Source organism: Burkholderia sp. HI2500, from assembly GCF_002223055.1.
GTDB lineage: Bacteria > Pseudomonadota > Gammaproteobacteria > Burkholderiales > Burkholderiaceae > Burkholderia.
The window spans coordinates 169,203-192,163 of record NZ_NKFL01000006.1 but is presented as its reverse complement, the minus strand read 5'-3'; the positions used below and the strand labels follow the sequence as shown (position 1 = coordinate 192,163).

19 protein-coding genes and 1 pseudogene are annotated in these 22,961 nt (G+C 66.9%); 12 read left to right on the top strand and 8 right to left on the bottom strand.

The genetic code is table 11. The features are described from left to right. The first annotated feature begins 2 nt into the window (after positions 1-2). The 3 genes and pseudogenes from CFB45_RS18630 (at position 3) to CFB45_RS18620 (ending at position 3,252) form a co-directional block, all read left to right on the top strand. Complete coding sequence (locus CFB45_RS18630; RefSeq protein WP_083266168.1) at positions 3-764, top strand: ABC transporter permease; 762 nt, start codon at positions 3-5, stop codon at positions 762-764. A gap of 160 nt (positions 765-924) precedes the next feature. Continuing rightward, a complete protein-coding gene (locus CFB45_RS18625; RefSeq protein WP_089426812.1) occupies positions 925-2,346 on the top strand; it encodes an MFS transporter in 1,422 nt (473 codons plus the stop codon). A 218-nt stretch (positions 2,347-2,564) separates the two neighbouring features. Next, positions 2,565-3,252, top strand: a pseudogene (locus CFB45_RS18620) (MBL fold metallo-hydrolase). Between the two features lie 42 nt (positions 3,253-3,294). Here the strand turns inward: CFB45_RS18620 and CFB45_RS18615 are convergent. Further along, entirely contained in the window at positions 3,295-3,525 is a 231-nt protein-coding gene (locus CFB45_RS18615; RefSeq protein ID WP_046549636.1) for a hypothetical protein, read from the bottom strand. 208 nt (positions 3,526-3,733) lie between these two features. On the opposite strand from CFB45_RS18615, the gene CFB45_RS18610 reads away from it, so the two are divergent. Next, on the top strand, positions 3,734-4,165 hold the full coding sequence (locus CFB45_RS18610; RefSeq protein ID WP_089426811.1) for a YciI family protein: 432 nt from the start codon (positions 3,734-3,736) through the stop codon (positions 4,163-4,165). A 69-nt stretch (positions 4,166-4,234) separates the two neighbouring features. Here the strand turns inward: CFB45_RS18610 and CFB45_RS18605 are convergent, their stop codons facing one another. Continuing rightward, positions 4,235-4,831 carry a TetR/AcrR family transcriptional regulator gene (locus CFB45_RS18605; RefSeq protein WP_089426810.1) on the bottom strand — a complete coding sequence of 199 codons (597 nt, stop codon included), beginning with the start codon at positions 4,829-4,831 and terminating at the stop codon, positions 4,235-4,237. Positions 4,832-5,014: 183 nt separating this feature from the next. Here CFB45_RS18605 and CFB45_RS18600 point away from each other — a divergent pair, with 183 nt between their 5' ends. The 7 genes from CFB45_RS18600 (at position 5,015) to CFB45_RS18570 (ending at position 10,912) form a co-directional block, all read left to right on the top strand. Then, the gene (locus CFB45_RS18600) at positions 5,015-5,785 is read left to right on the top strand and encodes an alpha/beta hydrolase (RefSeq protein ID WP_089426809.1); all 771 of its coding nucleotides are present in this window, start codon (positions 5,015-5,017) and stop codon (positions 5,783-5,785) included. 87 nt (positions 5,786-5,872) lie between these two features. Further along, entirely contained in the window at positions 5,873-6,679 is an 807-nt protein-coding gene (locus CFB45_RS18595; RefSeq protein ID WP_089426808.1) for a DinB family protein, read from the top strand. Then, complete coding sequence (locus tag CFB45_RS18590) at positions 6,676-7,416, top strand: alpha/beta hydrolase family protein (RefSeq protein WP_089426807.1); 741 nt, start codon at positions 6,676-6,678, stop codon at positions 7,414-7,416. The genes CFB45_RS18595 and CFB45_RS18590 overlap by 4 nt, the downstream gene beginning before the upstream one ends. 110 nt (positions 7,417-7,526) lie before the next feature. Continuing rightward, positions 7,527-8,405, top strand: coding sequence for an alpha/beta hydrolase (locus tag CFB45_RS18585; protein WP_174973825.1), 879 nt, complete (start codon positions 7,527-7,529; stop codon positions 8,403-8,405). A gap of 95 nt (positions 8,406-8,500) precedes the next feature. Then, positions 8,501-9,394 (top strand): LysR family transcriptional regulator, encoded by an 894-nt coding sequence (locus tag CFB45_RS18580; RefSeq protein WP_089426805.1) that lies wholly within the window; start codon positions 8,501-8,503, stop codon positions 9,392-9,394. A gap of 132 nt (positions 9,395-9,526) precedes the next feature. Continuing rightward, complete coding sequence (locus CFB45_RS18575; RefSeq protein WP_039369463.1) at positions 9,527-9,853, top strand: carboxymuconolactone decarboxylase family protein; 327 nt, start codon at positions 9,527-9,529, stop codon at positions 9,851-9,853. Positions 9,854-9,904: 51 nt separating this feature from the next. Further along, positions 9,905-10,912, top strand: coding sequence for an aldo/keto reductase (locus CFB45_RS18570; RefSeq protein WP_089426804.1), 1,008 nt, complete (start codon positions 9,905-9,907; stop codon positions 10,910-10,912). 97 nt (positions 10,913-11,009) lie between these two features. Here the strand turns inward: CFB45_RS18570 and CFB45_RS18565 are convergent, their stop codons facing one another. Further along, the gene (locus CFB45_RS18565) at positions 11,010-11,240 is read right to left on the bottom strand and encodes a hypothetical protein (protein ID WP_089429039.1); all 231 of its coding nucleotides are present in this window, start codon (positions 11,238-11,240) and stop codon (positions 11,010-11,012) included. 207 nt (positions 11,241-11,447) lie between these two features. After that, entirely contained in the window at positions 11,448-12,347 is a 900-nt protein-coding gene (locus tag CFB45_RS18560; RefSeq protein ID WP_089426803.1) for a hypothetical protein, read from the bottom strand. 79 nt (positions 12,348-12,426) lie between these two features. On the opposite strand from CFB45_RS18560, the gene CFB45_RS18555 reads away from it, so the two are divergent. Further along, positions 12,427-12,765 carry a helix-turn-helix domain-containing protein gene (locus CFB45_RS18555; protein ID WP_011354126.1) on the top strand — a complete coding sequence of 113 codons (339 nt, stop codon included), beginning with the start codon at positions 12,427-12,429 and terminating at the stop codon, positions 12,763-12,765. Positions 12,766-13,005: 240 nt separating this feature from the next. Here the strand turns inward: CFB45_RS18555 and CFB45_RS18550 are convergent, their stop codons facing one another. The 4 genes from CFB45_RS18550 to CFB45_RS18535 form a co-directional block, all read right to left on the bottom strand. Next, positions 13,006-13,815, bottom strand: a complete 810-nt coding sequence (locus CFB45_RS18550; RefSeq protein ID WP_089426802.1) for a hypothetical protein — start codon at positions 13,813-13,815, stop codon at positions 13,006-13,008. Positions 13,816-13,970: 155 nt separating this feature from the next. Then, the gene (locus tag CFB45_RS18545; protein WP_089426801.1) at positions 13,971-14,264 is read right to left on the bottom strand and encodes a DUF6881 domain-containing protein; all 294 of its coding nucleotides are present in this window, start codon (positions 14,262-14,264) and stop codon (positions 13,971-13,973) included. A 140-nt stretch (positions 14,265-14,404) separates the two neighbouring features. Further along, a complete protein-coding gene (gene pbpC, locus CFB45_RS18540; protein ID WP_089426800.1) occupies positions 14,405-16,819 on the bottom strand; it encodes a penicillin-binding protein 1C in 2,415 nt (804 codons plus the stop codon). Positions 16,820-16,873: 54 nt separating this feature from the next. Beyond that, positions 16,874-22,876 carry an MG2 domain-containing protein gene (locus tag CFB45_RS18535; protein WP_089426799.1) on the bottom strand — a complete coding sequence of 2,001 codons (6,003 nt, stop codon included), beginning with the start codon at positions 22,874-22,876 and terminating at the stop codon, positions 16,874-16,876. Between the last annotated feature and the right edge of the window lie 85 nt (positions 22,877-22,961).

Genomic DNA, 22,961 nt, shown 5'->3' with positions numbered 1-22,961 from the left:
ACTTGAACCTGCATGGAATCCGCGCGATCTACCGCGCAGAAATGGCCCGCACGCGCCGCACGCTGATGCAGAGCATCATCGCGCCGGTGATCTCCACGTCGCTGTACTTCGTGGTGTTCGGCTCCGCGATCGGCTCGCGCATCAGCGACGTGAACGGCATCGGCTACGGCTCGTTCATCGTGCCGGGCCTCGTGATGCTGTCGCTGCTGTCGCAGAGCATCTCGAACGCGTCGTTCGGCATCTACTTCCCGCGCTTCACGGGCACGATCTACGAGATTCTCTCCGCGCCCGTGTCGTACTGGGAGATCGTGATCGCGTACGTCGGCGCGGCCGCGTCGAAGTCGATCCTGCTCGGCGTGATCATCCTCGCCACGGCCGGCCTGTTCGTACCGCTGCACATCCTGCATCCGTTCTGGATGGTGCTGTTCCTCGTGCTGACGGCGGTCACGTTCAGCCTGTTCGGCTTCGTGATCGGCATCTGGGCCGACAGCTTCGAGAAGCTGCAGCTCGTGCCGCTCTTGATCATCACGCCGCTCACGTTCCTCGGCGGCAGCTTCTACTCGGTCGACATGCTGCCGCCCGCGTGGCGCGTCGTCACGCTGTTCAACCCGATCGTCTACCTGGTCAGCGGCTTCCGCTGGTCGTTCTACGGGATCGCCGACGTGCACGTAGGCGTCAGCCTCGGCGCGACGTCGCTGTTCCTCGTGATCCTGCTGGCGATCGTCGCGTGGATGTTCCGCACCGGCTACAAGCTGAAGAATTGACGCAAGACGGCCGCATCCCGCACTGCTGCCGATGACGCATTTGGGCAAGCAGGTGGCGCTTTTCCTCTGATGCGGCATTTTGTGGTCGCGTCTACTGAAGATGAAGCATCGGGGCCGCGAAGCACGCGCTTCGCGGCCCCTTTTCATTTCAGAGGACGCCATGCCCGCCGCCACCGCTCCCGCCTCCGCCGCCGCCCGGCTCGAACGCCTGCCGTTCTCCGGCTATCACAAGCGGATCTTCTTCATCATCGCGATCGCATTCTTCTTCGACTCGGTCGACCTCGGCACGATGACGTTCGTGCTCGGCTCGATCCGCAAGGAGTTCGGGCTGTCGACCGCGGCCGCCGGCCTCGTCGCGAGCGCGAGCTTCTTCGGAATGGTGCTCGGCGCGGCCGTCGCCGGCCTGCTCGCCGACCGCTTCGGCCGCCGGCCCGTGTTCCAGTGGAGCATGGTGCTGTGGGGCGCGGCCTCGTATCTGTGCTCGACCGCGCAGAGCGTCGACGCGCTGATCGTCTACCGCGTGCTGCTCGGGATCGGGATGGGGATGGAGTTCCCGGTCGCGCAGACCTTGCTGTCCGAATTCGTGCCGACCGAGAAGCGCGGCCGCCTGATCGCGCTGATGGACGGCTTCTGGCCGCTCGGCTTCATCACGGCCGGCATCGTCGCGTACTTCGTGCTGCCGCAGTTCGGCTGGCGCACGGTGTTCGCGCTGCTCGCGATTCCCGCCGTGTTCGTGCTCGTCGTGCGTCGCATCGTGCCGGAATCGCCGCGCTGGCTCGAGCATGCGGGCCGACATGCGGAAGCCGACACGGTGATGCACACGATCGAGGCGAAGGTGATGCGCTCGGCCGGCGTCACGACGCTGCCGCCGCCGTCGCGGCTGGCCGAGCCGGTCGCCGCCCGCGGGCGCGGCGCGCTGCGCGAGATCTGGAGCGGCGTGTACCGCCGCCGCACGGTGATGGTGTGGCTGCTGTGGTTCTTCGCGCTGCTCGGTTTCTATGGCCTCACGTCGTGGCTCGGCGCGCTGCTGCAGCAGGCCGGCTTCGAGGTCACGAAATCGGTGTTCTACACGGTGCTGATCTCGCTCGGCGGCGTGCCGGGCTTCCTGTGCGCCGCGTGGCTCGTCGAACGCTGGGGACGCAAGCCGACCTGCATCGCGTCGCTGATCGGCGGCGGCGTGATGGCGTACGCGTACGGCCAGAGCGCGCTGTATGGCGGCAGCATGGCGCTGCTGATCGGCACCGGCCTCGCGATGCAGTTCTTCCTGTTCGGGATGTGGGCCGCGCTGTACACCTATACGCCGGAGCTGTACGGCACCGGCGCGCGCGCGACGGGCTCGGGCTTCGCGTCGGCGATCGGGCGCGTCGGTTCGTTGATCGGGCCTTACGTGGTCGGCGTCGTGCTGCCGGTGTTCGGCCAGGGCGGCGTGTTCACGCTCGGCGCGCTGTCGTTCATCGCGGCCGCGCTGGCCGTGTGGACGCTCGGGATCGAGACGAAGGGCCTCGCGCTGGAACAACTCGCGGCGGGCGACGAAGCGGATGGCGGTGGCAGGTACGCGGCGGCGGCGGACAAGATGTCCTGAGCGCCTGATCGACCTGGGGGATTCGTGACGACCGGGAACGCGCTCGCTCAGTGCCGGGCCCGGCCGGCTGCTGCATGACCTGACAGGATTCGCGGCCGGACCGACACTGCTAGACTGAGTCGAGGCACCGTGTCGCGTGTCGCGCGCCTGCCTGGCGCATCGCGGCGATCGCGCGACGGTGGTGTCCGGCCGCCACTGCCCGCGCAAGGATCGCATCGATGGATAACGCTCGTATCGAAGAAATCCGCAGCGGCCTGTTTCGCGCAACGACCTATATCGACAAGCTGAAGCTCGGCTTCAGCCAGTTCTTCGTCCGGTCGCCGAACGGCGACGTCGTCTGCATCGAAACGGGTACGCGTTCCAACTTTCCGCAACTGACCGCGAGCCTCGCAAGCGTCGGCATCACGCCGTCGAGGGTGAGCAGCGTGATCGTTCCGCATTTCGAGGTCGACGAGATGGGCGCACTGCCCGACTTCCTCGCGGCCAATCCGGCGCTCGTCGCGTACGCACATCCGATCTGCACGCACGGGCTGGCCGACATCTTCGGTGTACGCACGAAGCCGCTGAAGGACGGCGAGCCGACGACGATCTCCGGCGTCGAGCTCGTACCGATCTTCACGAAGCACGTCCATCAATGGGATGCACTGGTCGTGTATCTGCCGGCGTACAAGGCGCTGCTGTCGTCGGACATCCTGATGCGCTACGGCGACGAAGCCGCCGACGATCGTCGATTCGATCCGCCGCTCGGACTACCTGCCTTCGCTCGCCCACCTGGCGAGTGCGCTGCGCCGGATCCAGGCGCTCGATCTTGACGTCATCCTGCCGATGCACGGCCCGGCCATCACGCACGACATCCCGCGCGTGCTCGCCGGCGCGATCGCACATTGCGAGGCCGCCGCCGCGTAAGTGGCGGAGGCGGCAATCCAGCGGCGGTGCAGCAGGTTCCGGTCAGGCGCCGGCGACGACGAACTCTTCGGCCGCCTTGCGCTGCACCGCGGCCATCACCGCCAGTTCGCGCTTGCTGCGCGTGTCGCCGGACACGACGCCCGTCGCGTTCTTCGCCTTCGCACCCAGCGGGAAAAAGACAAACGACGCGCCGGCCGGAGCCGCCGGCTCGGCGCGCAGGCGTTTGTTCAGGATTTTCAGGTACTTCTTCTTCGAGACTTCCTTAGCAGCCATGGCGTCCTCCGCGTGAACGTGGTGAAGATCAGCATACCAGTTTTGACGACGGGTTCCGCAGCCAGGCCCACCGGTGCGGCCGCACGCGAAAATTCTTCACGCCCGATGTCGATTCGCGCCATCTTCACGCGTCGTGTTGTCGTAACCGCTCGTTTTGCCGTCGGCACGGCCGGCGGCGCCCCCTCGTTCCACTCAAGGAGAGTCCACCATGCGCGTCCTCGTCATCGTCAAGGCCACCACCGATTCCGAATCCGGCCGGATGCCCGACCCTGAAATGATCGCCGCGATGGGCCGGTTCAACGAAGAACTGGCGCAAGCCGGCATCCTGCTCGCCGCCGACGGGCTGCACCCGAGCATGCGCGGCAAGCGTGTGCATTTTGCCGGCAAGAACCGCACCGTCGTCGACGGCCCATTCGCCGAAACGAAGGAACTCGTCGCCGGCTTCTGGCTGTGGCAGGTGAAATCGATGGAAGAAGCGGTCGAATGGGTGAAGCGCTGCCCGAACCCGATGCCCGGCGACTCCGACATCGAGATCCGCCCGCTGTTCGAGGCGGAAGACTTCAGCCCGGCGTTCACGGAAGCATTGCAAGAGCAAAAGGCGCGGCTGAGCGCGCAAGCCGAGGCCGGGAAACACGCGTAAATCGCGGCGGCGTCAGACGGTTTCGCATCACCGCCGGACGCCGCTCCGACCCGCTGATGCGTGCGCGGCTCACCCGCGTGTGCGCGGTACCGCGAGCCGCTCGACCGCGCCGCCGGTCACGTCCCGGAACATCCCGGCATTGCCGTACGCCCGCGCGGCGAGCATCGCGCCGTAGACCAGCGACACGAATGTCGCGGCCTCGGTCTGCACCGATATGTCCGGCTGCACGACGCCGTCTTTCACCCCCGCCTCGAGCACGCGCACCAGCCATGCGGCGAGATCGTCGAAATGCGCCCTCACCGCCCGCGCGACGTCGTCGGGCAGCGCGGGCAGCTCCGCGCCGAGCATGCCGGCGACGCAGAACGGCGCGCTGTCGTCCGCGATGCAGCGTTCCCAGTAGCCGACATACGCGCGCATCTGCACCAGCGCGTCGGCGCCGCTCGCGTCGAGCAGCGACATATCGGCATCGAAATTCGCCTGCGACTGCTGCAGCACCGCGACCGCCAGATCCGCCTTCGTCGGGAAATGGTGGTGGATGCTCGCCTTCCGGATGTCGATCGCTTCGGCGATGTCGGCATAGCTGAACCCGCTGTAGCCGCGCCGCATGATCAGTTGGCGCCCGGCCTCGAGAATGCGGCCCGCCGTACTGTCCCCCGATACCGTCATATTTGCCTACCATCTAGTCGGATGAAAAACAGCGATAGTTTACTGCCCTGAGATAGTCTTTTCCAGCCTCAAATTCTCCTTGTTTAACATTCTACCTACTAGTAGGATGACTCCATCGATAGAACAAGACGCCTGTCGATATCCGACGGTTTCCCCACCCTGCCTTCCTTCTGGAGAATGAAAATGAAGCGCTTTTCCCAACTTCGCCACATCGCCGCGGCACTCGCCGTTTCCGCCGCCGCATTCGGTTCGCACGCGGCCGTCGCCGCCCCCGTCAAGAACGTCGTGCTGGTTCACGGCTACTTCGCCGACGGCTCGGGCTGGCAAGCCGTCTCGAACATCCTGACGCGCGACGGCTACAAGGTTTCCGTCGTTCAGCAGCCCGAAACGTCATTCGACGACGACGTGAAGGCAACCCGGCGTGTCGTCGACGCGCAGGACGGCCCGAGCATCCTCGTCGGCCACAGCTACGGCGGCGCGGTGATCACCGAAGCCGGCAACGACGACAAGGTCGCGGGCCTCGTCTACGTGGCCGCGTTCCAGCCCGACACCGGCGAAAGCCCGCTCGACCTGACCAGGAAGACGCCGCCCGCGACGAAGGCGATCAAGGCCACCGAAGACGGCCATCTGTATTTCGACGAAGCGTCGTTCCACGCCGACTTCGCGGCCGACGTGCCGGCCGCCGAAGCGAAATTCATGGCGATCTCGCAGGTGACGCCGGCCGCGCAGTCGTTCGGCGTGCCGATCACGCATGCCGCATGGCGGACCAAGCCGAGCTGGGCGGTGGTCGCCACGGCAGACCGCGCGATCAACCCCGAGCTCGAACGCTTCATGACGCAACGCGCCGGCAGCAAGACGATCGAGCTCAAGTCGAGCCACGTCGCGTACATCTCGCACCCGGCCGAAGTCGCGAAGCTGATCGAACAGGCAGCCAAGGGCGCAGGCAAGGAGTGAGCCAACGTCTTGCCCGCTTCCGTCAGTTGACGCCCCCCGGCGAGTAACGTATCGTTTTGACACGTTACTCGCCGAAACCCTCCCGTCATGCATTCCCGCTTCGACCGTTTCCGCCTCACCGCGCTCGGCGTCCAGCTCGAAGCGCTGATCGCGCAACCCGAGCGCTACGTCGAATTCGCGGCGCTGTCGCGCGTGGGCGTCGCCGCGATCGGTGCGATCCAGCACGAGATCGCACTGAAATTCCCCGAAATCGAAACCGACACCACCGCCCGCCAGTTCTGCGGCGCGATGGTCGCGGAAGTCATGCGCCGTCACGGCCACGACGTCGTGCAGGCGCGCGGGCGGCTCGGCGGCACGCTGTTCAGCTACGGCGCGGTGTTCAGCGCGTATCCGCAGGTGCTGCCGTTCACCGACGTCGTCGCCGCGCTGGCGCGCCTGCCCGATCGGCTCGCCGCGTATGCGGCGCACGTGCCGGCCGCCCTGTGGACACGCCGCCCCGACGGCACGGGCTTCTCGCTCGTCGAGCATGCGTGCCACCTGCGCGATCTCGACGCGGTGTTCGCCGAGCGCATCGACGCCGTACGCACGCTCGACCTGCCCGTGATTGCATCCGTCGACGGCACCGCGCTCGCCGCGCAACGCGACTATCTCGCGCAACCGCTCGACGCTGCCGTCACGGCATTCCGCACGGGCCGCGCCGCGCTGTGTGCAACCGCGGCCGCGCTCGATTCCGCGCAACTCGCACGCTGCGGGCTGCGCGACGGCCTCCGCCGCATGTCGCTCGACGAACTCGTGCGCGAATTGCTCGACCACGACCGCACGCACGTGCTCGAACTCGACGAACTGCTCGCCGAACTCGCGTTGCCGCCCCTTCCTGCCGCGCCCGCCCCATGACCCAGTCCACGCCCGTCGTCTTCATCCACGGTTTCATCGGCACGCTCGACGTGCGCGGGTGGAACGGCCCGCATCTCGCGCCCGACCTGCTCGGCTACGGCGCGCATCGCGCAGTACCGTTCGACTTGATCACACTCGCCGCGCAGGTCGAGCACCTTCGCCATACCGTCGATACGCACTTCGGCGCGCAGCCGGTCGATGTCGTCGGCCACTCGGTCGGCGGCGCGATCGCGATGCTGTTCGCGCATGCGCACCCGGAACGCGTGCGGCGGATCGTCAACGTCGAGGGCAACTTCACGCTCGACGATGCGTTCTGGTCGGCGTCGGTCGGCCGCATGACGCCTGCCGAAGCCGATGCAATGCTGGACGGCCTGCGTGCCGATCCGCACGGCTGGCTGCGTGGCGCGATCGACGCGCCGTCGCCGGGCCTCGTCGACGACGCCCGCCGCTGGCTCGCGCATCAGCCCGCATCGACGCTGCGCGCGATGGGCCGCTCGGTAGTCGCGACGACCGGCGAACCGGGCTATCTGCAGACACTCGCGCAAGTGTTCGAGCGTCATCCGGTCTGGCTGATGGCCGGCGAACGCTCGCGCGCAGGCTGGCACGTGCCCGACCGGGCGCTCGCGCGCTGCGCCGGCTTCGACACGATCGAGCGCTGCGGGCACCTGATCGCGGCCGAGCAACCCGATGCGTTTCGCGCGGCGCTCGGGCGCATCGTGTCCACGCCGCCCGCCTGACAACCCGTAGGATTCGCCGAAATATGGTTGAAAGGCGCGGTTGCTAGAGTCGTCCGAACAGGGTTTTCCCGGCGCCCGGCGCCGGATGGGGTCGACACATGCGAGGATCGATGTACCTGGCACGCGCCTTCTGGCTGCTTCTGCTGGTCGCCATTTCAGGCCCTGCTCTCGCCTTTCACGCGCGGGTCGTCGTGATTCCCAGCGCCGCGATGAAGGAGACGCTCAAGGCCACCGTCGTGCTGCCCGACGCCTATGCGCGCGGCACCCGCGACGGCGACCGCTATCCGGTCGTCTATCTGTTGCACGGCTCGGGCGGCGATCACACCGACTGGACGTCGAACACGCGCATCGCCGCGCTGGCCGACCGCTACCACGTGATCCTCGTGATGCCCGACGGCGGGCACGAGAGCTGGTACATCGACAGCCCGTTCGATTCCGGCAGCCGCTACGAAACCTTCATTGGCGACGAAGTCGTGTCGTACATCGACTTGCACTTCCGCACGATCGCCACGCAACGCGCCCGCGCGATCACCGGGCTCAGCATGGGCGGCTTCGGCGCGCTGCGCATCGCGCTCGACCGGCCCGACACGTTCGGCGCGGTCGGCAGCATCAGCGGCGCGGTCGATCCGCGCTGCTGCGCGGACGAGCCGGGCATCGACCACGTATTCGGCGACCCCGGCCGCCATCCGTCGTTCTGGGATCGCAACGTGATCGTCGCCAGCGCCAGCGCGTTCGTGCGGGCGCATCTCGACCTGACGATCGATTGCGGCCGCGACGACGCGTTCGTCGGCTCGAACCGTACGCTGCACGAACGGCTCGTCGCGCTCGGCGTGCCGCACGACTATGCGGAGCGGCCGGGCGGCCACACGTGGGATTACTGGGCGAATGCGATCCGCTACCAGATGCGGTTCTTCGCGACGTCGTTCCAGCAGCGCGGCTATGCGTACCGTCCCGCGCCCCATGCGCCGGGCATGACCCGCGCGGGCTGACGCGCGCCGCATCGCCGCGACACGACGCAGCGACACGACGCGGCCCGTCGAACCCGGTGGTACGATGCGCGGGCCTCGACCACCCGACACCTTCCATGCCGCGCGACAACTTTGCGGATCTCCTCGCCTTCATCGCCGTCGCGCGAGAGCGCAGCTTCACGCGCGCGGCCGCGCAGCTCGGCGTCTCGCAATCCGCGCTCAGCCATACGATCCGCTCGCTCGAAACCCGCCTCGGCGTGCGGCTGCTCACGCGCACGACACGCAGCGTCGCGCCGACCGAAGCCGGCGAGCGCCTGCTGCTCAATCTCGCGCCGCGCTTCGACGAAATCGAGGCCGAACTGGCTGCGCTCGCGGAACTGCGCGACCAGCCCGCGGGCACCGTGCGCATCAACGCGACCGACTTCGTGATCCGCACGCTGCTGTGGCCGAAGCTCGCGCCGGTCCTGCGCGACTATCGCGACCTGAAGGTCGAGTTCGTGAACGACTACGGGCTGTCCGACATCGTCGCGGAGCGCTTCGACGTCGGCGTGCGGCTCGGCGACCAGGTCGCGAAGGACATGATCGCCGTGCGCATCTCGGCCGACATGAAGATGGCGATCGTCGGCGCGCCCGCGTATTTCGCGGAACGCGCGCGCCCCGTGTCGCCGCAGGATCTGGTCGCGCACGACTGCATCAACCTGCGCCTGCCGACGCACGGCGCGCTGTACGCGTGGGAGCTCGCGCGCGGGGACGAGATGCTGCAGGTGCGCGTCGACGGGCAGGTCACGTTCAACGGCACCTACGAAACGCTCGACGCGGCGCTCGCGGGCTACGGGCTCGCCTACGTGCCCGCCGAACTCGCGGCGCCGCATGTCGACGCCGGCCGCCTCGACAGCGTGCTTGCCGACTGGTGCCCGACGTTCCCCGGTCATCACCTGTACTACGCGAGCCGGCGGCAGTCGTCGCGCGCGCTCGCGGTGATCGTCGAGGCGCTGCGCTATCGCGCATGAGCCCGCTTTGCGCCGCACCTGCGCCGCGATTCATGAATCGGGTCGATAAGTGCATGCGGATTGACGGGGATTATCGATAGACGCATCGGTGGCTACCATCGACGGTGTTCCCCACCTTCCCCGGAGCCCTCGATGTCCGAACCGACTTCCGCCGCACGCAAAGCGTTCGGCGCCATCGCCCCCGCCCTCGCCGACTACACCGACAACGTGCTGTTCGGCGACGTCTGGCAGCGCCCCGGCCTGTCGCCGCGCGATCGCAGCCTCGTCACGGTCGCGAGCCTCGTGTCGCTGTATCGCGTCAACGAACTTCCATTCCACCTGAAGAAAGCGCTCGACAACGGCCTCACGCGCGACGAGCTGGTCGAAGCGATCACGCACCTCGCGTTCTACTCGGGCTGGCCGACCGCAAGCTCGGCGCTGACGATCGCGCAGCGCGTGTTCGACGAAGCCGGCGTGTAAGCGCAGCATCCCTACATTCAACCGGCGGGCACGCGCCCGCATGGAGCCTTCATGGATTACCGCTATCTCGGGCGCAGCGCGCTCAAGGTGTCGCCGCTGTGTCTCGGTGCAATGATGTTCGGCGGCGAAACCGACGAAGCGACATCGGCGCGCATCATCGACAAGGCGTTCGACCAGGGCATCAACTTCATCGACACGGCCGACGTCTATCACGCCGGCCGCTCGGAAGAAGTGGTCGGCCGCGCGATTGCGTCGCGTCGCGACAGCTGGGTCGTCGCGACGAAGTTCGGCTATCCGGCCGGGCCGGACGCAGGGCCGAACCGGCAGGGCCAGTCGCGCAATTGGATCGTCGAATCGGTCGACGCGAGCCTGAAGCGGCTCGGCACCGACTACATCGACATCCTCTATTTCCATCGCGCGCTGACCGATGCGCCGCTCGACGAAGGCATGCGCGCGATCGCCGACCTGATCCGGCAAGGCAAGGTGCGCTACTTCGGGCTGTCGAACTTCAAGGGCTGGCGCATCGCCGAGATCGTGCGGCTCGCGGACCAGCTTGGCATCGATCGCCCGGTCGCGAGCGAACCGCTGTACAACCTCGTCGATCGCACGGCCGAGGTCGAACAGCTTCCGGCCGCCGCGCATTACGGGATCGGCGTCGTGCCGTACAGCCCGCTCGCGCGCGGCGTACTGACCGGCAAATATGCAGTCGATGCGCAGCCGCCCGCCGATTCGCGCGCGGGCCGCGGCGACCGTCGCATCCAGCAAACGGAATGGCGCCCCGAATCGTTGCACATCGCGCAGCAGGTGGCCGCGCATGCCGCCGCGCGCGGCACGACGTCGGTTGCGTTCGCGCTCGCGTGGGTCATGAAGAACCGCATCGTCAGCTCGACGATCGCGGGGCCGCGCACCGAAGCACACTGGGACAGCTACGTCGATGCGCTGAAGCTCGCACTCGGCCCGGACGACGAACGGTTCGTCGATTCGCTCGTGCCGCCCGGGCATGCCTCGACGCACGGCTATACCGATCCCGGCTATCCGGTAGAAGGCCGCAAGGTTTGAAGTCGGAACGGGATGACTGAATGACATGCCGGGAGCGATGCCCGGCAAGATAATGAAAGCGCGTCGCCCGACGCGCTTTAACGTTGATGCGGCTCGATCAGTTGTCGTGCGCTGTGTCGGCGCTGACGACGCGATCGAAAAATTCCTGCGCACGCGCCAGCTCGTCGAGCGCACGATCGAGGCGCGACATCGCAAGTGCGTATTCCGCCGACGAAACGTCGTCGTCGCTTTCGCCGCGCACGGCGCGAAACGCCTGATCGACGTTGCGCGTGGCTTCGACGAAGCGCTGCGCGGCCCGGGCTTCCCGCGAACAGATGTGGGTCGACATCGACACTTCTCCCTCAGGGTTGCAGTGTGAAGCACGCCGACGCTCAGTGTGCGTGGTGCGCATGTCGGCGGCGTGAACCACGACCCATCGAGGTTCGACGCATCGGCCGCCGCGCAGCGCGCTTCGTGCCGATTGTCTCTCTGCGCTCGCCGCTCCGCTATGGCGAGATTGCAACAAATTCTTGCGCGATCTGCTGCGCGCGTTTCGTCACGCGCGCCCGATACGGGGATGCGCAAGGCCCGCGAACGCGGCCGCTTCACCCGGCGACAGGTCGAACAGGTCGCCGGTGAGATCACGCGGATGCTCGGCCGCCGGCCGGTTGCGCAATCGCGCCGCGTGCGTGGGCGCAACATACGCGGCGGCCGTTTCGATCGGCGGCACATCGAACAGATCACGCGTGACGCCGCGCACGGCGTCCGTCGGCGAACGGCCGCGCAAGCGCGCGACGAGCTCGACGAAGCGATCGAAATCACCCGCGCGCGTGGCCTTGTTCACTTCCGCGAGATCGCGTGCCTTCAGCACGCACGGTTGTGCGAGCCGCACGAAATACGGTGCTTCGAGCTCGACCGACAGCGCGAGCGGATAGCTCTTGCCCGTCTGCTCCTTCGCCCGCCCGACGCAATCGACCACGGCCGCGCCCTGTGCGGCGCCGAGCGGCTGGCCGGTGCTCACGCTGCGCAGGTGATCGGGAAACACGCGCAATTGCGTGCCGACCGTCAGCGCGGTGGACGACGCGCACACGAGCGCGTAGTGCTGTTCGCGGCGCCGGCCCGACGGCAGGGTCGAGCGACTGGCGATGAACGTGTGCGGCGGCAACGGGCGCACCTGCCCGCTTGCGTCGACCCATGCGTTCCACAGCAGCATGTCTTTCCGCTCGCCCGCGCGCGGGCGCGATGCGACCGGAGAAAACAGCGCGAGCAGCGAGCCCGTGCGATGCGCGGCGACTTGCGCGCTGCTGCCGAGCGGCTGGTTGATGCCCCACAGAAAACGCCCGCCCCCGAGCCGGCGCTCCCATTCCTTGCGGAGCACGACGGTCGGCAAATCCTCGCCGGACTCGGTACCGATCTTGGTCCAGCAGAACGTGGGTGGGAGGTGTTTCAGTGTCATCAACTTTCTCGGGGATACAGCCTCGCTGGTGACAGCAAGCCCATTCAACAGCCGTAACTGTATAGGTATAATGCATCGCATGGAAGCCCCGGACCAAGATTTTCCCGTTCAAGACCTGTTGCGCCGCCTGATGGCAGATACACGCTCGTCCAGCGAAATTGCGCGACTCTCCGGGGTCAGCCAGCCGACCGTATCGCGCCTGAGGCTGTCGAACGGGCACCGGCTGCGCCGCAGCGCGCCATTCAATAAGCTATGCAGTTTCTATGGTGTCGACACCGGGCCGTCGCGCCGCCAGTACAACGACCTGCTGCGCGACGCGATCGTCGACGCGTGGGACGGGTCGGATGAGCATGGGCGCGCGCTGCTGGTCGTGATTCAGGGGTTGAAGGGGCTGCAGGCGAAGGCGGATGATGGGTGATGGGGTGGGCGGGGCGTTACGCGCCAGCGGCTACGGCAAGCGCCGGAAGAGAAGAAGAAAAGGCGCGTTGGCGATTGCAATGGATGTTGCCTGACGCCCCGCAAGAGACATGCAGCATTCTTGAAATGCCGCCACTCGGCCGAACCCAGCATTGGCTTCGATATGCGGAATCAGCAATCGAGGCAGGCTGAATCGGTGCTGCCAACCCGGCCTGCAAACCGGGCAAGTTGCGGTCTCCTGTCAATCGAGATACTTGCCGAAATACTGCTTCACGGCCGCTTCGTTGTATTTGTCCTCTCCGCGCCAGTGCTCCACGAAATGCCAATCGTGCCTGCCTCGCGAGGGCCTGTCGTAAGACGACGGTCGCAGAATATCAACGCAAGCCAGAATTTCCATTAACACGTCGCGCTCGTTTTTCGACGATTTGATGACCGGCGCCAGGTTGTCCCTCAGCGCACTCGGGTAGTCACCTGGCTGGCTATGAGCGATCACTGAAAGCATCGACTTGAGAATGTCGATGTCGGCCTGCGTGGGCTCCGAAATTTCTTCGCGCAGGAATTGCTGCAAATCGAGCAAGGTATACATCCGGTCGCCGAGACGCACGCCGCCCCATTTGATGCGCTCGAAATTCAGTACGCTCAAGTCCACCGCTTCATACTCCCGAGATCCATCGCAGACGCCGCAGCGATAGGTGGTGTGCGTGATGACACCGTTCGTGTACCCGTATCCGCTCACCTTCGGTACGTATTCATGCGGCGGCGACAATCGTTGCGCGCACACGAAAGAAGCCAACGCCGAACGCCATTCCAGCCGCCGCGTCGAGAGGCTGCTTAAAAATGCCCTGGCTACGGCATCCTGCGTAACCTTCGGCAGAATTTCCTTGATCGCCGTAATGCTCTGGTCGTGCGTCAGCGTGACGGGGGCAAACATCACGCCTTGTTCCTTTGCATAGGCAAGATCGGCGTCGCTGATGTTCCTGTCCTTTTTGTCGACCCATCCCTTGCTGCTCCAGTAGGTTCTGACCAGGATGTTTCTTGCTTTCTTGTCCATAAGGCATCGCATAAGTGGACTGCATGGATCAGCAACAGCTTCCCAGGTTCCGATATCGCCGATATCGGCGGACGATGACGTTCGACACTCTCGTTATCGGGCCGACAATCTACGCGCTGATGTCGAGCGACTGATTGCCGCCCAACGCCGCACACTCAGTCGACGCGATCGATACGTGTCACATGGCGCGACCATAGCGTTTCGAAATCTTCCAGCGTGATCTCTCTTCCATCGAATTCAGGATCGGCGTTGATCTCGACCAGCGACGGCACGGGAACCGTTCCAAGCTCCGTTCCATGCGACGACCTCGCATCGTCGGCAAATCCCACCTGGCCGTCGCGAAAGAATTCGAGCTTGCGCACCTCATAGCGATCCCGATCCAGCACCGAAACGAGCCGGACCGGCTCTGTCTCGAAAGCGTGTTTCCACGCGACATCGATTGCAATCATGTCATTTCTCGTTGCACTGTTGTCGAACGATGACGCCGGCCGAATGCCGACAGCCTGCCCCATGTCTGCGGAAATCCTCCAAGCACAGAACAGGTCGACGCAGTCACCCGACAGCAACCCGGGCGACAGCCACGCAACGCCTACTGCTCCAACCCCACCGCCAACGGCCGCTGATCGCTGCGCCCGTGATCGTCAACCACCCGCACCGTATAACTGCCGGCCGTCCGCGGCTGCCAGAACAGCGCATCGCCCGGCACACCGCGCCCGACGAACACATCGTTGACGAACCAGTACAGCGCGTGCGCACTCGCATCTGCGGTCGCGTTGAATGCGATGCGCGTCTCCTCCGTACTCTTCACACGCATCGCATACGTACTCCCGCGCAGCGGCGACGTGATGCGCGGCGGATCACCCTCGACCTGCCCCGCGTCGCGACAGTCCGCATTCTGGGGCGGCCGTCGGCGCGGAATGCCTGCCTGCACGAACACCTGCTGCAGATCCGACGGCCAGAACTCGAAGATCGCCGCATGCGTGCGCTTGCCATCGTACGGCGGGCACGCGGCCTTCCCCGTCGCCTCGTCGATCACGACCGGCCGATGCACGGTGCTCACGCGAATCGGCGACGTGCCCGGAATGAACCACGTCCAGCCCTGCTGCGGGCACCACTCGTTCGGCAAGTCGCCGCTCGCGAGGCAGATCCGCACGCGCTTCAGCTTCGGCGGCATCGCGCGCGGCGGCTCGACGAGCGTGCGCTCGGCATTCAGCGCATCGACAACCTGAAAGAACAGCGGCGCGGCCGCGTCGACGCCGACGAACGCCGTATTGGTCGAGTTGTCGAAGTTGCCGACCCACACGACCAGCACGTACGGGCCGAACACGCCGGCCGTCCACGCATCGCGGAACGACCATGACGTGCCGGTCTTCCAGTAGACAGGCACGCTCGACGGCTGCGCGCCGCTCGTCTCGTCAGGGCGCAGATGCTGGCGCAGCATGTCCATCGTCATGTAGCTCGCCTCGGCGCTCAGCAGGCGCTTGCCAGGCAGCGCCGGCTCGTCCGCGCGCAGCCGCAGCGGCCGGAACTCGCCGCGATTCGCGAGCATCGCGTAGAGCGCCGCGAGATCCTGCATCGTCACTTCGCCGCCGCCGAGCACCAGCGCGAGCCCGTAGTGCTGCGCGCTTGCGAGCCGGCGCACGCCGGCTTCCTGCAGGAACCGGTACAGATCGGGCGACTTGAGCTGCGACGCGACCCACACGGCCGGCACGTTGCGGCTGCGGTTCAGTGCATCGGTCGCGGTGATCGGCCCGAGGAAATGACCGTCGAAATTCTCCGGCGCATACGGGCCGAATGCGGTCGGCACGTCGCGCAGCACGGTCTGCGGATGCAGCACGCCCTGGTCGAAACCGAGCGCATAGATGAACGGCTTGAGCGTCGATCCCGGCGAGCGCCGCGCAAGCGTGCCGTTCACCTGCCCGTCGATCGTGCGGTCGAAGAAGTTCGCGGAACCGACGAGCGCCTTCACGCCCATGTCGCGCGTATCGACGAGGATCGCCGCCGCGTTGCGCACGCCGCGCGTGTCGTTGCGCGCGACATAGCGTGCGATCTGCCGTTCGAGTGTGCGTTGAAGGTCGAGATCGAGCGTCGTCACGAGCCGCGCATCGGCGTCGCTGTCGTTCGCCGTCGCACTCGAGGACGTTCGCCACGCGCTGCGTGCGGCGAGTGCCTGGTCGACCGCATGCGGCGCATCGAACGGAAGCGCGGACAGCGACCGCATTGCAAGCGGCAACGCAAACAGCGGCTTGAGCGACGCATCGCCCGGATGCTTCGTCAGCCAGCGCGCATACAGCCGGTTGCGCGACACGGCCAGCGCGCGGTTGATTTCATCCTGCCCGCCGCGCACCCGTCGCGCCGGGTCCTGTGGAATCACCGCGAGCGCGAGCGCCTCGGGCAGCGTCAGCGCGTCGGGCATCCGGTCGAAATAGACGACGCTCGCGGTGCCCGCGCCTTCGACGTTGCGGCCGTACGGCGCATCGTTCAGATACGCTTCGAGGATCTGCCGTTTCGAATAGAACAGTTCGAGCTGCACCGCGCGCGCCACCTGCTCGAGCTTGCCGGTCGGTGTGCGCGTGTTCAGCCGCCACAGCGAGCGCGCGAGCTGCATCGTCAGCGTCGAGCCGCCCTGCGGATCGCCGCCGCGCACATACGTGATCCACGCGCCGCGTGCGAGCCCGTACGGGTTGAAGCCGGGATGCCACCAGAACCAGCGGTCCTCGTGCAGCATCACGGCTTCGACGAGCTGCGGCGACATCCGGTCGAGCGGCACCCACAGCCGGTAGCGATCGTCCTTCGCGAGCGTGAGCCGCAGCAAGTGGCCCTGTGCGTCGGTTACCGCGACCGACGACGGCTTCCAGTCGCGCAGCGGCGGATGCGGCCACAGCCGGCACGCGGCCAGCGCGCCGAACACGAGCAGCACGCCGGCGATCCAGTTCTGCCAGCGATGCAGCCAGCGGCCGGCGCCGTGCAGCACGTGCCGGCGCACCGAAACGTCGTCAGCCACGCGCGGGCGCTCCTCGCACCCGGCGCGGCCGGCAACGACGTTGCAGCTTCATCGTCATCGCACGCGCTCCACCGTCAGTGTCGACCCGCCGGGCGCCTGGGCCTGCAAGCGGCGGTCGTACATCGACTCGCCGTAGGCCGGCGGCGCGATGAAGCGACCCGCGTTGCTCGCCTTGATCCGGTAGACGAACTCGCGCACGTCGGTCGTCGCGGTGCCGTAGATCACCACACGATCCTCGCGCACGTCCGCAAACTGCGGCTGCCACGTGGAACCCTTCACGCCGATCGGCGACCGCCATGGTGCATCGGCCACCGGCGCCGACGCGCCGCCGTCGCCGTTGCTGTCGCCCTCCTGCGTGTCGGTGACGGGCGGCGGCGCGATGACCGGATCGAAGCCGCCCGGCAACAGGTCGACGATTGCAATGTTGCCGACGCTCGCCGAACCCGTCGCACGGATCTTCAGGTGCACGTCGATCTCCTGGCCGACCGTGATCTTGTCGAGCGGCTTGCCGTCCGTGTCGGTGTAGTCGCGCACGATCTCCAGCCCGTTCTTGATCGCCTTCGTCGACGTGCCGCGGTCGTAGCCCGACTGGCTCGTGATCCACCACGCGGGCAGCGAGCTGCCGTTCACGAAGTCGACGCGCGACGCACCGGCCGACCACGTGCCCGAGCGCACGAGGTTCGCCTGGATCGACGACACGTCCTTCGGCGCGGCGCCCGCGCGCACCTCGTCAATCGCGAGCTGGTCGAGCTGGCCTGCACTCGACGCCGCATACGCATCGAGCGCGAGGATCGTCATCGCCGACGACAGCGTGTTGTAGCGGTTGTCGACGAGCGGCGCGGCGAGGTTGTCCATCGCGCGCGGCGACAGCTTGCGCACGCGGTCCGGGAAGTGCTTCGCGATCAGGTACAGCACGCTCGCGTCGCGCGTCAGCGGATCGAGGTAGTAGCCCGTCACGTAGCCGCCGTCGGATGCGCGCTTGCGCTCGAGCAGCGCCTGCGGGCCCGCGATCAGCGCCGCGGCCTCCTTGTCCTGCTTCAGCAGCTGGTACGACGCGGCAAGCCATGCGGCTGCGAGATCGTTCTTCCAGTCGTTCGGATACGCATCCTGCAGCCGCTTCTGCACGGCCGCGAGGCTGTTGGTCGTCACGTTGCCCTGGCGCGTCAGCAGATACACCGCGTACGCGCGCTGCCGCAGCAGGTCGAGCGAGCCGAGCGAATCGTTCGCCGCGAGCTTCTGCAGATACTGATTGCCCGCGTCGAGCATGTCCTTCGGCACCGCGATGCCGCGCTCGCGCGCGTCGAGCAGCACGTGCATCGCGTACGCGGACACGAACGGATCGGCGTCGGGTGTCGCGCTCCACAGCCCGAACCCGCCCTGTGCGTTCTGCCGGCTGCGCAGCACCCCGAGGAACTGCGTGATCGCCGCCGCGTTCGTCGCGTCGGCACCGGCGTCGGTTGCGTGCATCGCGCTCGTCAGCGCCCGCACCGACAGCCACTTCGCCGCGAACACGCGCGGCACGGCCGCACTCACCAGTTGCTCGCTGCAGGTGTGCTCGAAGTTGACGAGATACGACGACAACCCTTCGGACAGCACGAGCGGCGCGGTCGAGATGCTCGCGTCGCGCGATGCATACGCGTCGTACATCGACCGCAGGTTCGGCACGCTCGCCTTCTTGCCCGGATCGAGGCGTGCGATGTCGAGCTGCGTGCGGAATGCGGCGGCCGGCCGCACCGACACGTCGACGCGCTGCTGCGCGCCCTTCGCGCCATAACGCGCGCCGAACGACAGCGAGCCCGAGCCGAGCGTGTCGGTCGCCTTCACGCGGAACATCGCGACACCCTCGTGCTGCGGTGCGAGCGCGACGTTCTGCGTGGTCGGCCCGATCACCTGCAACTGCGGCCCCGTCTTCAGCGTGACCGCGACCGGCACCGGCTGGTTGCCGACACCCGTCAGGTTGTTCGCGACACCGACGCTGACGTCGGCCTCGTCACCCGGCGCGAGTGTCGTCGGCACGTTCGGCGACAGCACGAAATCGCCGCGCACCGTCGTCGCGCCTTCGAACGTACCGACCAGGTCCGGCGACACCGACACGGCCATCACGCGCAGCTTGCCGTTGAAGTAGTCGGGCACGGTGTAGCTCAAGCGTGTGTCGCCGTTCACGTCGACGATCCCCGACCAGTAGACGACCGGCTTGTCGCGCTTGCGCTTGAACGGGTTCAACTGGCGGCCGATTGCATCGTCGGCGTCGCCGCCCGGCGCGGCCATCGCCATCAGCGTCTCGAAGTCCGGCAGGATCAGGTCGAGGATCTGCGACGTGCCGACTTCGAGCATCCGCTTGCGGAAGAAGAACTTCAGCGGATCGCCGAGCTTGTAGCGCGCGACCTGCAGGATGCCCTCGTCGACTGCGAACACCACGACCTTCGCCGGCTTCGCCGAATGCACGGTGAAGTTCACCGTGTCGCCGGGCTTCACGAGCGCCGGCGCATCGACCGACACCGCGTTGCGGCGCGCGTCGAGGTTCACCGAGAACGGCACGACGCCGTAGCTCAGCGGGCTCATGAAGATCTCGTCCGACGACGGATCGCGAATGTACTGCACGTTGATGTAGCCGTTGCCCTCGAAGCCGGCCGGCACCGTGATGTGCTGGATCGAGCTGGTCGTATCCGCATGGAACCACGCGTGCGCATACACCTTGTCGCGCTCGATCGTGATCAGGCCGCTGCCCGCGTAAGGCGCGCGGATCGCGATCTCGACCTGCTCGCCTGGCTTGTAGTCGTGCTTCGCGAGCGTCACCTGCAGCTCCGCGTTGCGGTCGAGCGAGCGCGTGACGTTCGCGTCGCCCGTGACCGAATACTCGATCCGGTTCACCGCCGCGCCGGCCGCGTTGCGGATCACGAGCGCATAGCTGCCCGGCTTGTCGGTGCGCAGCGTGAAGTCGAGCCCGGCCGCCGGAATCGCCAGCGGCTTGTCGTCGACCGGCACTTCCTTCAGCCGCGAGTCGTATTTATATGCGCCGGAATCCTGCTTGGTCAGCACCGACACGTAGCGCTCCTCGACGAGCTGCGCACGCAGGTCCTTCACGTCGATCGCCTTCGCGGTCGGATCGATCGCGACGAGCCGCACCGTGCGCGGGCTGCCGCGCTTCACGTAGCCGAGATCGTCGACCGACTTGTAGCCGACGAGCCAGTCGTTGTTCGACACGAGCGTCTGCGCGTTCGCGGCGACGTTGCGCCCGCCTTCCGCTTCATAGGCCTTCGCCTGGAAGTAGAGCTGGTAGGTCGCGTCCGCGTACTTGTCGAGATCGAGGTCGAACTCCGCATGGCCCTTGTCGTCGGTCGTGCCGTCCTGCAGCGTCGTCGTATAGCCCTCCTTCGCGCGGCGGGCGTCGAAGAAGTGATAGCCCTGCCAGCTGCGGAACGACGGCCACACCGGGCGCAGCGTCAGCGTCGCCGCGACGCGGCGCTTCTCCGCTGGCGTGCCGAACAGGTTCTGCGCATCGACGATGCCCTTCAGCCCCTTCGGCTTCACCCAGCCTTCGACCACCTGCTGCGACAGCTTCGCGTCGACCTTCATCCGGTCGGGCAGGAACTCCTTCACCTGCACCGTCGTGCTGCCGATCGGCTCCGCGCCGGGCTGGCCGTCCTTGACGATATACAGGTTGACGGTCCACGTGCCGGTCGGCGCCGTTTCGGCCGTCGTATAGCCGAGCTCGGTGAAGCCGGTCGCGTCGACCGTCACCGGCTTGCGCTCGACGGTGATCCCGCGCGGGTCGACGATCTCCGCCTGCAGCGGCACGCCGGCCGGGCTGCGCGCCCAGCTCGCGGCGCGCACGATCAGGCCGATGTGGAACGGATCGCCGGGCCGATACAGCCCGCGATCCGAGAACAGGTACGCGGACAGTTGCCCCTGGCCCGTCGCATTGCGCTCGCCGTCGACGTCGAAACGCGAGAAGTCGAGCTGGCGATCGCGGCCGGCCACCGGCAGGAACGACAGGTCGGTGTCCTTCTTCACGACGTACAGCTGCGGCCGCTTCTCGCGGTCGAGCCCCTTGAACGCGGGGAAATGCACGATGCCGTCGGCGCTCGTGGTCTGCGTGAACAGCGCCTGGCCGTTCACGGCGAGCACCGATACCGTTGCGCCCGCAACCGGCTTGCCCGTGCGGATCGACTGGATGAATACGTCCTGGCTGCCGTCCAGCGCCTTCTTGACCAGCATCCCGAGATCGGTCACGACGATCAGGCGGGTGTCGCCGAGCGCGTTGTCGCTGTCGTCGCCGTTGCTGCTGCTGTCGCCCGAATCGGCGTTGTCCGACTGATCCTGGCTGCCGTCGCCGGACGATGCATCGCTGTCCTTCGCATCGTCGGCTTTCTTCTTCTCGGCCGCCGGGTCGTACTTCGTCAGGTGCAGCAGGAACAAGCCGCGCTTGCCGCCCTTCAGGTACTGGCCGAGATCGATGCCTTCGTAATGCGCCTTGCCGGGGTCGCCGGCCGGGAACGCACGCTTCTGCACGAAGCGCTCGACGATGTGATCCTCGCTGAACGAATACGACAGCTCGGGCCGTGCGTACGTGCCGTTGTTGAAGCTCACGAGATGCTGGAGCTGGTCGGGCAGCACACGGCCGATCTCGACCTTCATCCCCGGCAGGTTGCGCGACACGACCGACAGCCGCTTGCTGCCGCTCATCGAGAGCAGCGAGCCGTCAGCCATGAAGCGCAGCAGCTTCGGATAGTCGGGCACCGTGAACGCGGTCGTCACCGGCTCGGCGAGCAGGTAGCCGCCCGCCGATTTCAGGTCGCCCGCGAAACGCACGACGATGCGATCGCCCGGCGTCGCGTGGTACTTGAAGCTTTGCAGCGTCGCGTAGTCGTTCTCGGTCGGCACCGCGTCGAGCGGCAGCGGCTTCGACTGCTTCAGCACCGCGTCGCTGATGTCGGCCACGTTCCATTCGTACGGCGGATCGTCGTCCGACTGATCGACGCCGGGTTTGCGCTTCGGCAGCACCCACGCCTTGGCGCGCGCGGCCAGGTCGGCGCTGCGCACGCCGTCTGACGCTTCCGCGACGAGCACCTGCTCGGGCTCGTAGCGCTCGTTGTCGACGAGCGTCGGCGCGATGTTGGCGATCGACAGGCTGTAGAGCCCCGGCACGGCGACCGACGCATGCAGCACGTCCAGCGTGCCGTTGCCGCCGCGCGCACTCTTTACGCCCTTGTCGACGTCGAGCCGTGCCACCAGCGGATCGCGCGGGATCTCGAGCGACTGCGAGCGGACCCATGCGCTCGTCTTCATCTTGTCGTAACTGACGGTGTAGCGCAGCGGCGTCGTATTCTTGCCGTCGCGACCGACCAGCACGAGGCCGACGCGTTTCTCGAACTCGGCCGGATCGACCGGGTAGTTGAAGCGCAGTTGCAGCAGCGCCTGCTTCTCCGCCGGATTGTCGGGATTCCGGTAGAACTCATTGTTGCCGACTGTCGCGGCGAACGCCGGCACATCGAAAGCGAAGCGATCGTCGTGCATTGCCACCTGCGGCGCGAACACCCGGTGCACCGCGAAACGCACCTCGACGTGCGCGCCGACCGGCCAGTCGGCCGCCGGCGTGAAGCGCAGCGTCTTGTCGTCGACCCACGCCCACGCGCCCTTCAGCGCGGGCGTCATCTCGATGCCGTCGCCGGCCGGCTTGCCGACCTGTTCGATCGGCGCGGCCGATTGCGCGAACACGACTTCGAGCGGATGCACGGTGATCTTCGGCTTGTCGCTGTCGTCCACCTCATAGGTAGTGATCGCCGGCGCCTTGACGGTGAAGCTGACGGTCTCGGGCTCGGGCGGCTTCGGGCGGTGCTTGAACCAGTAGCCGCCGTAGCCGAGCGCGGCCGCGAGCAGCACGAGGCCGCCGGCATGCCACGGGCGGCGGCGCACGGCCGCGGCGGTCACGCCCATCCACGCGGGCGCCGTCCACGACACGTCGCCCACCAGCGGCCGCAGCGCGCAGCCGAGCAGCCACCACACGAAGCCCGCCACACGAATCGGCAGGAGCAGCAGGAAGCGCAGCAAATCCATTGTTATTTCCTTGTCAAGGACATGCTGCCGGGTGCGGCAACCTTCCCCGAATTGTTATGGGTCTGTGACGGCGCGGCCCGGTTGC

Coding starts and splice junctions, on each gene's coding strand:
- CFB45_RS18535 (WP_089426799.1), bottom strand. CDS start 22,876: ATGGATTTGCTGCGCTTCCTGCTGCTCCTGCCGATTCGTGTGGCGGGC.
- CFB45_RS18600 (WP_089426809.1), top strand. CDS start 5,015: ATGAAGCGCTTTTCCCAACTTCGCCACATCGCCGCGGCACTCGCCGTT.
- CFB45_RS18555 (WP_011354126.1), top strand. CDS start 12,427: ATGGAAGCCCCGGACCAAGATTTTCCCGTTCAAGACCTGTTGCGCCGC.
- CFB45_RS18560 (WP_089426803.1), bottom strand. CDS start 12,347: ATGACACTGAAACACCTCCCACCCACGTTCTGCTGGACCAAGATCGGT.
- CFB45_RS18585 (WP_174973825.1), top strand. CDS start 7,527: ATGTACCTGGCACGCGCCTTCTGGCTGCTTCTGCTGGTCGCCATTTCA.
- CFB45_RS18570 (WP_089426804.1), top strand. CDS start 9,905: ATGGATTACCGCTATCTCGGGCGCAGCGCGCTCAAGGTGTCGCCGCTG.
- CFB45_RS18605 (WP_089426810.1), bottom strand. CDS start 4,831: ATGACGGTATCGGGGGACAGTACGGCGGGCCGCATTCTCGAGGCCGGG.
- CFB45_RS18580 (WP_089426805.1), top strand. CDS start 8,501: ATGCCGCGCGACAACTTTGCGGATCTCCTCGCCTTCATCGCCGTCGCG.
- CFB45_RS18550 (WP_089426802.1), bottom strand. CDS start 13,815: ATGGACAAGAAAGCAAGAAACATCCTGGTCAGAACCTACTGGAGCAGC.
- CFB45_RS18590 (WP_089426807.1), top strand. CDS start 6,676: ATGACCCAGTCCACGCCCGTCGTCTTCATCCACGGTTTCATCGGCACG.
- CFB45_RS18595 (WP_089426808.1), top strand. CDS start 5,873: ATGCATTCCCGCTTCGACCGTTTCCGCCTCACCGCGCTCGGCGTCCAG.
- CFB45_RS18610 (WP_089426811.1), top strand. CDS start 3,734: ATGCGCGTCCTCGTCATCGTCAAGGCCACCACCGATTCCGAATCCGGC.
- CFB45_RS18615 (WP_046549636.1), bottom strand. CDS start 3,525: ATGGCTGCTAAGGAAGTCTCGAAGAAGAAGTACCTGAAAATCCTGAAC.
- CFB45_RS18565 (WP_089429039.1), bottom strand. CDS start 11,240: ATGTCGACCCACATCTGTTCGCGGGAAGCCCGGGCCGCGCAGCGCTTC.
- CFB45_RS18575 (WP_039369463.1), top strand. CDS start 9,527: ATGTCCGAACCGACTTCCGCCGCACGCAAAGCGTTCGGCGCCATCGCC.
- CFB45_RS18545 (WP_089426801.1), bottom strand. CDS start 14,264: ATGATTGCAATCGATGTCGCGTGGAAACACGCTTTCGAGACAGAGCCG.
- CFB45_RS18625 (WP_089426812.1), top strand. CDS start 925: ATGCCCGCCGCCACCGCTCCCGCCTCCGCCGCCGCCCGGCTCGAACGC.